This is a genomic window from Allobosea sp. (assembly GCF_017308015.1).
Taxonomy (GTDB): Bacteria; Pseudomonadota; Alphaproteobacteria; order Rhizobiales; family Beijerinckiaceae; genus Allobosea.
In genome coordinates, this window is the sequence record NZ_JAFKFW010000009.1 from 152,990 (window position 1) to 167,507 (window position 14,518).

Annotated in this window: 8 protein-coding genes; 3 read left to right on the forward strand and 5 right to left on the reverse strand. The window is 67.8% G+C overall.

Translation table 11 applies throughout. From position 1 onward, the window contains the following. Positions 1-182: 182 nt before the first annotated feature. Positions 183-929, forward strand: a complete 747-nt coding sequence (locus tag J0I42_RS10335; RefSeq protein WP_291654736.1) for an enoyl-CoA hydratase-related protein — start codon at positions 183-185, stop codon at positions 927-929. Positions 930-942: 13 nt separating this feature from the next. Here the strand turns inward: J0I42_RS10335 and J0I42_RS10340 are convergent, their stop codons facing one another. The 4 genes from J0I42_RS10340 to J0I42_RS10355 form a co-directional block, all read right to left on the reverse strand. Next, positions 943-2,448: a tripartite tricarboxylate transporter permease gene (locus tag J0I42_RS10340; protein ID WP_291654737.1), complete on the reverse strand. Its 1,506-nt coding sequence runs from the start codon at positions 2,446-2,448 to the stop codon at positions 943-945. 13 nt (positions 2,449-2,461) lie between these two features. After that, positions 2,462-2,953 (reverse strand): tripartite tricarboxylate transporter TctB family protein, encoded by a 492-nt coding sequence (locus J0I42_RS10345; protein WP_291654738.1) that lies wholly within the window; start codon positions 2,951-2,953, stop codon positions 2,462-2,464. A gap of 86 nt (positions 2,954-3,039) precedes the next feature. After that, the gene (locus J0I42_RS10350; protein ID WP_291654739.1) at positions 3,040-4,035 is read right to left on the reverse strand and encodes a tripartite tricarboxylate transporter substrate binding protein; all 996 of its coding nucleotides are present in this window, start codon (positions 4,033-4,035) and stop codon (positions 3,040-3,042) included. A gap of 256 nt (positions 4,036-4,291) precedes the next feature. Beyond that, the gene (locus J0I42_RS10355) at positions 4,292-5,725 is read right to left on the reverse strand and encodes a serine protease family protein (RefSeq protein WP_291654740.1); all 1,434 of its coding nucleotides are present in this window, start codon (positions 5,723-5,725) and stop codon (positions 4,292-4,294) included. Between the two features lie 233 nt (positions 5,726-5,958). Between J0I42_RS10355 and J0I42_RS10360 the strand changes: the two genes are divergently transcribed. Further along, positions 5,959-11,217, forward strand: a complete 5,259-nt coding sequence (locus J0I42_RS10360; protein ID WP_291654741.1) for an alpha-2-macroglobulin family protein — start codon at positions 5,959-5,961, stop codon at positions 11,215-11,217. A 95-nt stretch (positions 11,218-11,312) separates the two neighbouring features. Continuing rightward, a complete protein-coding gene (gene pbpC, locus J0I42_RS10365) occupies positions 11,313-13,406 on the forward strand; it encodes a penicillin-binding protein 1C (RefSeq protein ID WP_291654742.1) in 2,094 nt (697 codons plus the stop codon). A gap of 67 nt (positions 13,407-13,473) precedes the next feature. Here the strand turns inward: pbpC and J0I42_RS10370 are convergent. Continuing rightward, positions 13,474-14,518: efflux RND transporter permease subunit (locus J0I42_RS10370; protein ID WP_291654743.1), on the reverse strand; the 1,045-nt coding region annotated here is incomplete at its 5' end.

The following is a 14,518-nucleotide window of genomic DNA, read 5'->3' on the forward strand; positions in this document are numbered from 1 at the left end:
TCTCCGCAATCCCTGTCTTGCGCCCGACTCGCAAGCCGAGGCAGCGAAGGCGTCTGGGCGGGCAAGGGAGAATCCGGACCGCGCGATGTCAAGCGCCGGGCGACGACGAAAGGTGCATCCGGCCTCGCTTGACCCCCGGCGAAGGCCCATGCGATCCCGGCACCACAATCAGGAGCGGACCGATGAGCGAAGTGCTGAGCGAAACCGTCGCGGCCGGCGTGGTGCAAATCACCATGAACCGCCCGGAACGCAAGAACGCACTCGACCGGGCGAGCTATGCCGGGTTGATCGCTGCAATCGCCGCCGCCGAGGCCGATGCCTCGGTGCGCGCCATCCTGCTGACCGGCGCCGGCGGCACCTTCACCAGCGGCAACGACATCAAGGATTTCGCCATGGCCGCAGCGGCCGGAGAAGGCCCGCGCGTCGCCATCGATTTCCTCGAGACGATCTCGACCGCGAAGAAGCCGATCGTCGCTGCAGTCGAGGGCTTCGCGGTCGGCATAGGCACGACGATGCTGCTGCATTGCGACCTCGCCTTCGCCGCCCGCTCCGCCACCTTCCGCCTGCCGTTCGTCACCCTCGGCCTCTGCCCCGAAGGCGGGTCGAGCTACCTGCTGCCGCTGGTCGCGGGCTCGAAGAAAGCCGCCGAACTCCTGATGCTGGGCGAGGCCTTCACTGCCGAGACGGCGGCCGGGGCCGGCCTCGTCAACGCCGTCACTGAGGATGGCACGGCGCTGGAGGCTGGCCTCGCCAAGGCCAAGGCGCTGGCGGCGCTGCCACCGGAATCGCTGGCTCTGACCAAGATGCTGCTGAAGCGCGGCTCGGCCCACGCCGTGGCCGAAACCATCGCGGCCGAGGCGCGCCATTTCGGCGAGCGCCTGAAGTCGCCGGAGGCGATGGCCGCCTTCATGGCCTTCCTGAAGAAGTGAGCCGTGGCGGCCCTCAGGCCGCCACCACCCTGCCCCGCCCCCTCAGCCGGTCACGTGTCCAGGAGAAGACCGGCCAGAGCAGCGCTGCGAAGGTCATCGCCGCCAGCACCGACGAGACCGGCCGGTCGAAGAAGGGCAGGACCGATCCGTCGGACTTGATCAGCGAGGTCACGAAGTTCTGCTCCACCATCGTGCCCATGACGATGCCGAGCACCATCGCCGCGACCGGATAGCCGTTCTTCTCCATCACGAAGCCGAACACGCCGAAGAAGGCGACGCACCAGACCGCGAACAGGTTGTTGCCGGCCGTGGCGAAGGCGCCGACCGCGCAGAAGATCATGATCACCGGCATCACCGCCGAACGCGGCGCACCGACGACCTTGCTCGCCAGCCGGATCATGATGATGCCGAAGGGGATCATGATGATGTTGCCGAGGATGAAGATGATGTAGAGCGCGTACATGCTCTCCGCCTGGCTGGTGAACAGCGTCGGCCCGGGGTTCAGCCCCTTCATGTAGAGCACGCCGATGGCGATCGCGGTGATGGTGTCGCCGGGAATGCCGAAGAGCAGCGCCGGCACCCAGCCCGAGGCGAGCGAGGCGTTGTTGGAGGCGCCGGCCTCGATCAGCCCTTCCGGATGGCCAGTGCCGAACTTCTCCGGCGTCTTCGAGAAGCGCTTGGCCATGGCGTAGCTGACCCAGGCCGCCATGTCGGCACCCGCGCCCGGCAGCACGCCGATGATAATGCCGACGATGTTCCCGCGCGTCTGCTGCTTCGGATATTCCTTGGTGAGCTTCCACTGCCCCTTCAGGATCGAGCCCAGCTTGCGGTTCTCGATCTTCGGCGGATCGCGCTCGGTCAGCGAGCGCATCACCTCGGCCAGTGCGAAGACGCCGACCAGCGCCGGAATGACCTCGATGCCACCCAGCAGATCGGTCGAGCCGAAGGTGAAGCGCGGCACGCCGCCGGGATTGTCGATGCCGACGCAGGTGATCAGCAGGCCGAGCAGCATCGCCGCGATCGCCTTGATCGGCGAGGAGCGCGCCACCAGGGTCGAGCACATCAGGCCGAGCATGGCGAGCCAGAAATTCTCGTAGGTCGAGAAGGACAACGCCATTTCGGCCAGCAGCGGCGCGATCAGCATCAGCGAGAGCGTGCCGGCGATGCCGCCCAGCGCCGAGAACCACAGGCAGATGCCGAGCGCCGTCTCCGCCTGGCCCTTGCGCGTCATCGCATAGGCTTCGTCGGTATAGGCGGCCGAGGCTGGCGTGCCGGGGATGCGCAGCAGGCAGCCCGGAATGTCGCCGGAGAAGATCGCCATGGCGGAGGCCGTGATGATCGTCGCGATCGCCGCAATCGGCGAGAGGTAGAAGGTGACCGGGACGAGCAGCGCCGTCGCCATCGTCGCGGAAAGGCCGGGCAGCGCCCCCACGGTCAATCCGTAGAAGGCCGACGCGACCACGGCGATCATCACGTCGAATTGGAAAACCAGCCCGAAGGCCTTGATGACGGTGTCCATCGTCAGGCCTCGCTCACCACGGGAAGGGCAGGATGCCGCCGGGCAAAGGCACGCGCAGCAGCTTCAGGAAGATCAGGTTGATCACGAAGGGCGCGATGATCGCGAGCGGCACCGCAAGCTTCGGCTTCGCGCCGAAAGCGAGACTGCAGAGCAGCACCATGACCGCCGCCGTCGGCAGGAAGCCGAGCGTTTCCGAGGCAAGCGCATAGAAGGCGAGCAGGGCCGGCGGCAACAGAGCCAGCCAGTTGCGCCAGGCCGCCATCGGCTCGAGTTCCTCGGGCCGGGCATGGCTCACGACATCGGCCTCGGCGACCTCCTCGAAATGGCGGCCGATCCCGAAGACGATCAGGCTGCCGCAGATGACGAGCCCCGCACCGACGACCATCGGAAAGGCTGACGGACCGACCTGCTGGCCGGGCACCGGGGGCAGTTTCGATCCATAGAAGAAGGCGACGGCTCCAAGCGCGGCAATCGCTGAGCCGGAAATGCGGTCGGATAGTTGCAAGAGGCAACCTCCCCTGGTCGATCAGGTCACGGTGAGACGAAAACGCCGGGAGCTTTCTGCTCCCGGCGCTGAACGTTTCCAGCCATTCAGCCCTTGGCGAGGCCCGCTGCCTTCATCGCCGAGGCCATGGAGGCGTCGCTCGCGGCCATGAAGTCGGCGAAGCCTTTCCCGTCGGCGAACTTCATGCCGAAGCCGCGGGAGTTCATGAAGTCCTGGTAGTCCTTCGAGTCGAAGGCCTTCTTCAGCGCCGCCGTCAGCTTCGCGGCGATCTCGGGCGGCAGGCCCTTCGGCGCGCCGATACCGCGCCAGGCACCGATCGAGTAGTTGATGCCCAGCGTCTCGTTGAGCGTCGGCACGTCCTTGAACTGGGGATTGCGGGCGCTCGCCATGATCGCCAGCGATTTGGCCTTGCCCGCATCGATCATCGCACGGGCCTCCGGCACCGAACAGGTCACGATTTCGATGCCACCGGCCGCCAGATCCTGCATGCCGGGCGCAGCACCGTTCGACGGCACCCAGGCGACGTGATCGGGCTTCAGCCCCATGGCGACGAGCCAGCCGATCAGGGCGAGATGCCAGATGCCGCCCTGGCCGGTGCCGGACGCCTTGAGCTTGCCGGGAGGCGCCGCCTTGATTGCATCGGCCAGCGCCTTGATGTCCTTATAGGGGCCGGAGGTCGAGACCTGCACGCCCGGAGGGTCCTCGTTCATCAGCGCGAGCGAGGTGTAGCTCGTCGATTTCAGGTCGGTCAGGCCCTGATGGTGCATCATGGCGATCTCGACCGTCAGCATGCCGATATTGTAGCCGTCCGGCGCCGCCGTCGCGATGGCCGAATGGCCGACCACGCCGGAACCGCCGGTGCGGTTCACCACGTTGACCGGCTGTCCGAGATCCTTCTCCAGAAGCTGCGCGACGATGCGCGCCGTCGCGTCCGTGCCACCGCCGGCCCCCCACGGGCAAATCATGGTGATCGGCCGCGAGGGATAATTCGCCTGCGCGATGGCCGGCGCCGCGATCAGGCTCGCGGCGCCGGCAGCAGCCGCGCCCTTGAGCACAGTTCGCCTGTCGATGAAATCGGTCATTCCCCAGTTCCTCCGCTAAATCGATTTAATGATCGGGCGCTCCTCGTCGGTAACGGGGCTCCCTTGATATGACGGATATTATCAGAACCGATCGCGCAGCCAGTGACAACCACTCATTTTGGCGGGTATGTCAGTCATCCAGATCAGCCTGCCTCGTCATGGCGAGCGCAGCAAAGCAATTCAGGGGACGGGGCGAAAGATCTCACCCCGTCCCCTGGATTGCTTCGTCTCTTCGCTCCTCGCAATGACGGCTTGGCTACAGCCCGCAGACGATGGGCTGGACCGCGCCGGAGACGCGCTCCACCACCGCGCCGGTGCTGAGTTCCGAACCGGCCGCAGCCGCCGGCAGCGAGGCGCCCGCCTTGCCGAGCATCCCCTGGATCGCAGCACCATCGGCGAAGGCGTAGCTGCGCTGCGGCGCGACGCCGGCGATCAGTATCTTGTCGGAAGGATTATCTGTGACGATCCCGACGAGCCGCCCCTGCCGGTCGAAGGCCGGAGCGCCCGCCTGACCCGGCTGGAGCGGCGCGATGAGAGCCGGCTTGCCGCCGGTATGCGTGCTCTGTCCGGGCAGCGCTACGGCAGCCCGTTTGCCGGCATCGTTGCCGAAGGCGATCAGCACCAGTGCCTCGGACGCACCCGCTACCTCGCCGCGCAGGCTGGGAGCCTTCACGGCGCCAGCGCCATCCAGATCGAGCAACACGAGCCCGCTCGCATCATCCTTCAGGCGCAGTTTTGCGTTGCGATTGCCGACGCGCAGGCTGCGGCAGCCATCGACCGCTGCCGTCGCGCTGAGCGCCGCCCGCTCGTCGAGCGCGAGCGCCACACCATAGCGCTCGTTGCTGCGGGTTGCAGGTGCGAGCAGCGATGACAATCCGGGCGGCGGGCTCGCAGCCTGCCCGGCGACCGCCGAGGGCTGGGCCGGAACCGCCCCCGTCGGGAAGGGCTCGAAGCTCGCAGCGATCGCGATGACCAGCTTGTCTACGCTCGGCGCCAACGCCTTGTCGTAGCCGATCGAGAAGCCGCGCAATCCCTGAGGCCCGGCCGAAAGTCGGCGATAAAAACGCCCGCCAGGCGTTTCGCCGGTGACCACGAAGAAATCCGGCCGCAGCAGTTTGTAGGTAATCTTGCGCGGGCTGTTCGGGTTGATGGCGATCGCCTTCTCGAACAGCACCGCGAGATCATCGCCCGGAGGCGAGGCGGACGTATCGAGCGTGATCTTCTGGTCGGCGCTCTGCCAGCGGCTGCCGCCGGACGGCGTCACGTCGCGCTTCGGCAGCAGCTTCATCGGGATACCGATCTGCACACCGGTCTTGTCGTCGGCCAGGACCTTGAACCCGGTCGCATCGCGCGCCGCCTGCGCCGCTCTCGCGAGTGCTGCCCGCTCCGCCGGAGCAAGCAGGCCGTCGGCCGCACCGCGCCCGCCCTTGAACGCATTGATCGCGCGGAAGGTCAGCGGTCCATAGGAGCCGGAGACTGCACCGTTGAACTGCCCGGCCCAGATCAGATCGCTCTGGATCGCCTTGCGCTCGGCCTCGGGCAGAGCCTCGAAGCCTGCCTGCGCCGCCGCCATCAGCGGGTTCGGAGCCTGTGCCTGCGCGAAACCAAGCGGCGTCGACAGCAGCGCAAGCGTCAGCGCCAAACGACGGAGCAGCGTGATTTGCGAGGGGCGGAGAGGAAAGCACGGCATGGATCTCGTCCTTGAGAGCGGGCGAAGCGGCTGCATTGAGCGTCAGAACGCGCCACGCCGCAACCATGGCGGATGCATCCCGTAACGGCACCCCTTGCCCTTGTACGACCTGCATTCGCATGACTTGAACGCGCGCGGTACGGTGATAGCCTGCCGGCCCCGTCTCACGCCGTCATCGGCCTGAAGCCATGTCCGCCGATCCTGGCCGGGCCGACCGACGAAGAGGACCGACGATGACCCTGCTTTCCCGTCTCGCGCTCGCCCTCTCGCTCACGCTGGCGGCTGCCCCCGCCTTCGCCCAGAAGGCCTATGTCCGCAACGACCTGCTCGCCGATGGGCAGCGGCTGGAAGAGCGCCTGAAGCGCGAGGTCGCAACCGGCAATCGCTCGGCGGCGGATGCCATTCGTGCCGGCGAGACCGCGCTCGGACGCGGCGATGCCCGCTCCGCCCTGCCCCAGGCCAATGCCGCGATCGTCGCCGATTCCAGCAATGCCGCCGGCTGGCGCCTGATGGCGCGTGCCGCCAATGCGATTGAACCGCGCGACTATCGCGAGCGCTGGGAATTGCGCGAGCGCGCGGTCGCCGCCGCCTATCTCGCCTATCAGCGCTCGACCAACCGCAATGACGAGGCGGCCTCGCTCGGCGTGCTCGCCCGCACCTTCGAGAAGAACGAATTGTGGCGCCCGGCGCTGACCACCTACCGGCTCAGCCTCGACCTCGCCGCCAATGCCGCCTTGCAGAGTTCCTATGAGAGCCTGCGCGAAAAACGCGGCTTCCGCCTGATTTCCAACAAGACCGATTCCGACGCCGCTTCGCCGCGCGCCTGTTTCGAGTTCTCGGAAGCGCTCGCCCGCGGCCGCGTCGATTTCGCTCCCTATGTCGCGATTTCAGGCGGCAAGGGCGATTTCGCCGTCAGCGCCGAGGACCGACAGATCTGCGTCGACGGCCTCAAGCATGGCGAGCGCTATGCCATCGTCATCCGCCAGGGCGTGCCTTCGGCCATCCCCGACGAGAGCCTGCTGAAATCAGCCGATTACGAGATCTATGTCCGCGACCGCACGCCCTCCGTGCGCTTCACCGGCAAGAACTACGTGCTGCCGCGCACCGGCCAGCAGGGCATTCCGGTCGTCTCGGTCAATTCCGGCAAGCTCGATCTCGAGGTCATGCGGATCGGCGACCGCAACCTGATCAACTCCGTCCATTCCGAGGACTTCCTCAGCCAGATCGGCTCCTATTCCGCCCGGCAGATTTCCAGCGACAAGGGCCAGACCGTCTGGACCGGCACGATGGACGTGAAGTCCGAGCTGAACCAGGACGTGATCACCGCCTTCCCCGTCACGGAAGCGGTCGGCAGCCTGAAGCCCGGCGTCTACGTGATGTTCGCCAAGCCCTCGGGCGGGCCCGCCGCGGCAGCGCCCAGCGACGACGGCGAGTCCTATGACGACGGCTCGACGCGCGCGACGCAGTGGTTCGTCGTCTCCGATCTCGGCCTGACCTCCTTCACCGGCCCGGACGGCGTGCATGTGCTCGCCCGCTCGCTGGCCGACGCCAAACCGATCGCCAATGCGGAACTGCGCCTGATCGCGCGCAACAACGAGGTGCTCGGCACCGCCAAGACCGACGGCAACGGCTATGCCCGCTTCGATGCCGGATTGGGCAAGGGCCAGGGCGGCAATGCGCCCGGGCTCGTCACCGCTTCGCTCGCCGAGGATTACGGCTTCCTCGACCTCAAGCAGACTGCCTTCGACCTCTCCGATCGCGGCGTGAAGGGCCGCGTCGCCCCCGCTGGGCTCGACGCCTATCTCTACACCGAGCGTGGCGTCTATCGCTCCGGCGAAACCGTCTATCTGACGTCGCTCCTGCGCGATGCCAAGGGCGCGGCCGTTACCGGCCTGCCACTGACCATCGTGGTCAAGCGCCCTGACGGCGTCGAGTATCGCCGCCGGCAGGTCGAGGACCAGGGCGCGGGCGGCCGCGCCCATTCGATCCAGCTCGTCTCCGGTTCCGCGACCGGCACCTGGCGGGTCCTCGCCTATTCCGACCCGAAGGGCCAGGCGATCGGCGAGACCTCCTTCCTCGTCGAGGACTACGTCCCCGAACGGCTGGAGCTGACGCTGACGCCCAAGGCATCGCTGCTCCAGGCCGGCCAGCCGGCCGAGCTCGACGTCAACGCGCGCTATCTCTACGGCGCCCCGGGCTCCGAGCTCGACGTCACCGGCTCGATGACCATCCGCGCGGCCGATGCCAGCGCCATCCCCGGCTTCAAGGACTATCAGGTCGGCCTCACCGACGAGGCTTTCGAGCCGGTCCAGAGCGAATTCGAGGAGAGCACCACGACCGACGCCGCCGGCAAGGCGACGATCTCCAACCCGGTCCAGCAGGCGGACACCAATCGTCCGCTCGAGGTCGAGATGACCGTGCGCGTCGGCGAGCCCGGCGGGCGCGCCATCGCCCGCTCCGTCACATTGCCGGTCGTGCCCAAGGGCGCCGCCATTGGCGTGAAGAAACTGTTCCGCGACGGCGATCTCGGCAACGGCCAGACGGCAACTTTCGAAGTGATCATGGCGACCGGCGACGGCAAGCGCCTTGCCCGGCCCGGCGTGAAATGGGTGCTATCGAAGGTGCGCCGCAACTACCAGTGGTTCTTCCAGGACGGCCGCTGGAACTATGAGGGCGTGAAGACCACCCGCCGCGTCGCCGATGGCGAGATCGCAGTGGCCGAAGCTGCCGGCGGGAAGATCGCGGCCCCCGTCGAATGGGGCAATTACCGGCTCGACGTGACCTCCGACGGCAACGAAGCGGCCGAGACCTCGGTCTCCTTCAGCGTCGGCTACGAAAGCGACAAGACGGCCGATACGCCTGATGTGCTCGACGTCGCGCTCGACAAGGCGTCCTATGCCGATGGCGAGAGCCTGCAGGTCCGCCTGTCGCCGCGCTTCGCCGGCAAGGCGACGCTCGCCGTCATCACCGACAAGGTCGCGGATATCCGCACCATCGACATCGCCGAGGGCGGCACCAGCGCCAGCATTCCGGTCAAGGCGGAATGGGGCGCCAGCGCCTATCTCGTCGTGCTTGCGCATCGTCCCATGGATGCCGCCGCCAAGCGCCTGCCCGGCCGCGCCATCGGCCTCTCCTGGTTCCAGATCGGCAAAGAGACGCGCACGCTGGCGCTCGATCTCGGCGCGCCCAAGCTGGTGCGCCCGCTCACGACGCTGTCGCTCCCGGTCAAGGTCACCGGGATGAAGGCAGGCGAAGAGGCCTATGTCACGCTGGCCGCCGTCGATATCGGCATCCTCAACCTCACCCGCTACGAGAGCCCGGACCCAAGCAAGTTCTTCTTCGGTCAGCGCCAGCTCGGCCATGACCTGCGCGATCTCTATGGGCTTCTGATCGACGGCATGCAGGGTACGCGCGGTGCGATCCGCACGGGCGGCGACGCCGCGCCCCAGATGGACGGCGAGAAGCCGACGCAGGAGCCGCTCGCCCGCTATTCCGGCGTGGTCAAGGTCGCGAACGACGGCACGGCGAAGATCGATTTCGACCTGCCCGCCTTCAATGGCTCGGTCCGCGTCATGGGTGTCGCCTGGTCCGCCGGCCGCACCGGCCAGGCCAGCGCCGACGTGATCGTGCGCGATCAGATCGTCGCGCAGGCGACGCTGCCGCGCTTCCTCGCCATCGGCGACCAGTCGCGCTTCCATCTCCAGGTCGACAATGTCGAGGGTCCCGCCGGCGCCTATACCGTCGATCTCGACGTGAAGGGCCCGGTCCTGGTCGCGGCCGACGCCACCCGCCGCACCATGCAGATCGGCGCCGGCGCCAAGACGCAGATGACGATCCCCGTCACTGCCGCCGGCCTCGGCCGCGCCGAGTTCGACGTGCGCGTCTCCGGCCCGAACGGCATCGGCACGGTGCAGAACCTCGCCGTGCGCGTGCAGCCTTCGGCCGCGACGATCGCGCGCCGTATCGTCCGTGCCATCCCCGGCAATGGCGGGGCGATCACCGTCTCCTCCGACTTGCTGGCCGATCTCGTGCCGAATTCCGGCCAGGTCTCGGTGACGGTCTCGCCCTTCGGCTCGCTCGACGTACCCGCCCTGCTCAAAGCGCTCGATCGCTATCCCTATGGCTGCACCGAACAGACTGTCTCGCGCGCCTTGCCGCTGCTCGCGGTCAACCAGCTCGCCTCGCTGGAGCAGCTCGCGCTCGACGACAAGGCCGACGAGCGCGTCGTCAACGCGATCGAACGCGTGCTGGCCCGTCAGGGCGGCAACGGCTCCTTCGGCCTCTGGGGCGTCGGAGGCGACGATCTCTGGCTCGATGCCTTCGTCACGGACTTCCTGACACGGGCCCGCGAGAGGCAGTTCGCCGTGCCGCAGATCGCCTTCAATATCGCGCTCGACCGCCTGCGCAATCAGGTCGTCAACACCGGCGAGATCAACAAGGAGGAGGCGGCCGGCATCGCCTATGCGCTCTATGTGCTCGCCCGTAACGGCCGGCCGGTGATGGGCGACCTGCGCTATCTCGCCGACAACAAGCTCGGCGATTTCGCGACGCCGCTCGCCCGCGCCCAGATCGGCGCCGCGCTCTCGGCACTGGGCGATCGCGGCCGCGGCCGCGCCGCCTTCGGCAGCGCACTGGGCCTGCTCCAGCAGACGAGCGACGACGGCCTCTCGCGGCCCGACTACGGCTCCCGCCTGCGCGACGGCGCCGGTGTGCTCGCCCTGATCGCCGAGTCCAATGGCGAACGCGCCGATATCAGCCGTGCCGTCTCGATCGTCGACACCACGCGCAACAGCGCCCGCTACAATTACACCTCGACTCAGGAACAGATGTGGATGGTGCTGGCGGCGCAGGCCATGGCGAAGGATGCCGAGGGCATGACGCTGACGGTTGACGGCACGGCCCGCAAGGGCGCTCTCTACCGCACGATTCCCGCCGAGGCACTCGAGGCGAAATCCCTGACTATCACCAATCCCGGTGCCGGCAATGCTCAGGCGGTCATCACCGTCGCGGGCATCCCAACCGCGCCGGAGCCGGCGCTGAACCAGGGCTTCGGGCTGGAGCGCGTCATCTACACGATGAAGGGCGAGAAGGCCGATCCGGCGCGCCTGCGCCAGAACGAGCGCTATGTCGTGGCGCTGACGGTAACGGAAGCCGCGCCGCGCTATGGCCGCCTGCTGCTGGTCGATCCGGTTCCGGCCGGTCTCGAGATCGAAAATGCCAACCTGACGGAAGGTGCCTCGGTCGCAGGGCTCGACTGGCTCAAACAGGAGGTCTACCCGGTCCATACCGAGTCGCGCGACGACCGCTACGTCGCGGCCTTCGAGCGCCAAGGCTCCAAGAACGACAAGCTCTCCTACACCGTCGCCTATATCGCGCGAGCGGTCTCGCCCGGCCGCTATGTCTCGCCCGCCGCCGTGATCGAGGACATGTACCGGCCGGATCGTTTCGGCCGCACCGGCTTCGGCGCGGTGGAGATCTCCTCGGCGCGGTGATGGGCGAGGGCAGGCAAACAGGGCCGTCATTCTCGGGCGCAGCGCAGCGCGGACCCGAGAATCCCGATCGGGAGATGCTCGGGTCAAGCCCGAGCATGACGGCGCGCCCTGGCCGCTTTCGCAAGCTGAAGATCGTGGCAGCTGCCGTGGGCATCTCGGCAATCACCGCCAGCGTCGGCCTCGTACTCTATGCCCGCTCCCTGCCGCCGCTCGATCTCTCCGCCGCGACCGATCGCTCGACCGTCGTGCTCGACCGCGAAGGCAAGCTGTTGCGCCCCTTCCTCACGGCTGACGGACGCTGGAAGCTCCCCGTCACGAGCGACGATGTCGATCCGCGCTATCTCGCCATGCTCAAGGCCTTCGAGGACAAGCGCTTCGACGGCCATCACGGCATTGACGCGCTGGGCATGCTGCGCGCCGCCGGGCAGATGCTCAGGAACGGCCGCATCGTCTCCGGCGGCTCGACCCTGACCATGCAGGTCGCGCGCCTGCTCGAACCGCGCGAGGAGCGCACGCTTGCCGCCAAACTCCGTCAGGTCGTGCGCGCCATCGAACTAGAGCGCCGCTTCGACAAGGCCCGTATCCTCGAGCTCTACCTCACGCTCGCCCCGTTCGGCGGCAATCTCGAAGGCGTGCGCGCTGCAAGCTTCGCCTGGTTCGGCAAGGAGCCGAAAAGGCTCTCCACCGCCGAGGCCGCGCTGCTCGTCGCCCTCCCGCAATCGCCCGAGATGCGCCGGCCGGACCGCTTCGTCGAAGCCGCCCGCAAGGCGCGCGGGCGCGTGCTGGAACGGGTCGAGCAGGCGGGTCTCGCCACACGTGACGAGGTCGCCGCCGCCCGCAACGAGCCGATCCCGATGGCACGCCGCCCCTTCCCGAACCTGAGCCCGCATATAGCCGAGCAGGCCGTGGCGGAGGCCCCGGCCGAGCGCGTCCAGAAGCTATCGCTCGATGCGCGCCTGCAGGCAGCGCTCGAAGGGCTCGCCCGCGAGCGCAGCCTCGGCCTCGCGCCCCAGGTCTCGATCGCGATCCTCGCCGTCGACAACGAGACCGGCGAGATCCGCGCCTCCGTCGGCGGCGTCGACTATTTCGCGGCGGAACGCGCCGGCGCGCTCGACCTGACGCGGGCGCTGCGCTCGCCGGGCTCGGCGCTGAAACCCTTCATCTACGCGCTGGCCTTCGACAACGGCATCGCCCACCCCGAGACGATGCTGGAGGACCGGCCAGCGCGCTACGGCATTTATATCCCCGAGAATTTCGACATGACCTTTCAGGGCATGGTCAGCGCGCGCAGGGCGCTCCAGCTCTCGCTCAACGTGCCTGCCGTCGAGCTGCTCTCGTCGCTTGGCCCCCAGCGCTTCCTCTCGCGTCTGCGCGATGCCGGCGTCGCCATTGCCATGCCGAAGGACAGCGGCGCGCCCGGCCTTGCCGTTGGCCTCGGCGGTCTCGGCATCACCTTGCAGGACCTGACGCGCGCCTATGTCGGCCTCGCCCGCGGCGGCGAGATGCTGCCGCTGCGCTTCCGTCAGCAGGTAGGGCAGACGGGCCCTGCTCCGCGCCTCGTCGACCCCGTCGCAGCCTGGTATGTCGCCGACACCTTGCTCGGCGCACCGCCGCCGCTCAATGCCGTGCCCGGCCGCATCGCCTACAAGACCGGCACCTCCTACGGCTATCGCGACGCCTGGGCCGTCGGCTTCGATCGCAAGCATACGATCGGCGTCTGGGTCGGACGCGCCGATAACGGTGCGGTGCCCGGCCTCGTCGGACGCACTGTCGCAGCCCCCATCCTGTTCGACGCCTTCGCCCGGCTCGGCATCGATCCGCGCCCCTTCCCGCAGCCAGCGGACGCGATCGTCGCCAGCACGGGCCATCTGCCGCCGCCGCTCCGGCATCTCCGGCAGGACGTCCCCAAGACCGTGACCGCAATGACGACGCCTGCGCTCAAGCTCGCCTTCCCGCCGGACGGTGCCCGCATCGACCTTTCCGCCGCTGCGCTCGATGGCAATGCCCGGCTCAACCTCAAGGCCGCCGGCGGCTCGCCGCCCTATACCTGGCTGGTCGACGGCACGCCGGTGACCGAGCCGCAACGCCGCCGCGAGACGCAATGGCAGCCGCCCGGCAAGGGCTTCATGCGGATCTCGGTAATCGACGCAACCGGGGCGAGCGAAAGCGTCTCGGTCCGGCTGCAGTAGCGTCCCGCGCTGTCATCCCGGGTTCTGCGCCACAGCACTGCGTGCCGCAGCGTGTCCGGGATGACGCCTACTCCGCCGGCGCCGGGTGGGCTCCGTGCGCGCCATGGGCCTCGTCATGCGGAGCATGGCGCGAGCCATGGACCTTGCGAGCGAGGTAGCTATAGGCAACCGGCACCACATAGAGCGTCAGAAGGGTGCCGAAGGTCATACCGCCGACGATGACCCAGCCGATCTGCGAGCGGCTCTCCGCACCGGCGCCCTTGGCAATGGCAAGCGGCACGGCGCCGAGCACCATCGCGCCCGTCGTCATCAGGATCGGCCGCAGGCGCAGCTCCGCCGCCTCGACGAGGGCGTCGAGCATCTCGCGGCCCTCTTCCCGCAACTGATTGGTGAACTCCAGGATCAGGATGCCGTGCTTGGTGATCAGGCCGACCAGCGTGATCAGACCGATCTGGCTGTACACGTTCATCGTCCCGCCCGTGAAGTAGAGCGCCGCCAGGGCGCCGGTCAGCGAGAGCGGCACCGAGACCATGATCACGACAGGGTCGACGAAGCTCTCGAACTGCGCTGCCAGTACGAGATAGATGAACCCGAGCGCCAGCAGGAAGACGATGAAGATGCTGGCGCCGGACTGCTTGAACTCGCGGCTCTGGCCGGAATAGTCGACCTGCACGGTATTGGGCAGCACGCGCGCCGCTCCCTCCTCCAGTACCTTGAGCGCATCGCCGAGCGAATAGCCCGGGGCGGGGATCGCGGTGACCGTCGCCGAGCGTAGCTGGTTGAAGCGCACGAGTTCCTTCGGCGCAACGGTCTCCTCGACCTTGACCAGGCTGGAAAGCTGCACCACGGTGCCGCCGCGTCCCATCAGGTAGATCGATTGCAGCGCCTGGGGCGTGTTGCGCTCGGCACCCTCCACCTGCAGCATGACGTCATACTGCTTGCTGTTCATGTTGAAGCGGGTGACCTGCCTGCCGCCGAGCAGCGTCTCCATGGTGCGGCCGATGATATCGACATTGACGCCGAGGTCGGCAGCGCGTTGCCGGTCGATCGAGACCTTGATCTGTGGCTTGTCGAGGATGATGTTGGTCTCGACATTGGTCAGAACCGGCGAA

What these genes read in the sequence shown, in the direction of transcription:
- J0I42_RS10335 (WP_291654736.1), top strand. Translation starts at nt 183, where the DNA reads ATGAGCGAAGTGCTGAGCGAAACCGTCGCGGCCGGCGTGGTGCAAATC.
- J0I42_RS10340 (WP_291654737.1), bottom strand. Translation starts at nt 2,448, where the DNA reads ATGGACACCGTCATCAAGGCCTTCGGGCTGGTTTTCCAATTCGACGTG.
- J0I42_RS10350 (WP_291654739.1), bottom strand. Translation starts at nt 4,035, where the DNA reads ATGACCGATTTCATCGACAGGCGAACTGTGCTCAAGGGCGCGGCTGCT.
- J0I42_RS10355 (WP_291654740.1), bottom strand. Translation starts at nt 5,725, where the DNA reads ATGCCGTGCTTTCCTCTCCGCCCCTCGCAAATCACGCTGCTCCGTCGT.
- J0I42_RS10360 (WP_291654741.1), top strand. Translation starts at nt 5,959, where the DNA reads ATGACCCTGCTTTCCCGTCTCGCGCTCGCCCTCTCGCTCACGCTGGCG.
- pbpC (WP_291654742.1), top strand. Translation starts at nt 11,313, where the DNA reads ATGACGGCGCGCCCTGGCCGCTTTCGCAAGCTGAAGATCGTGGCAGCT.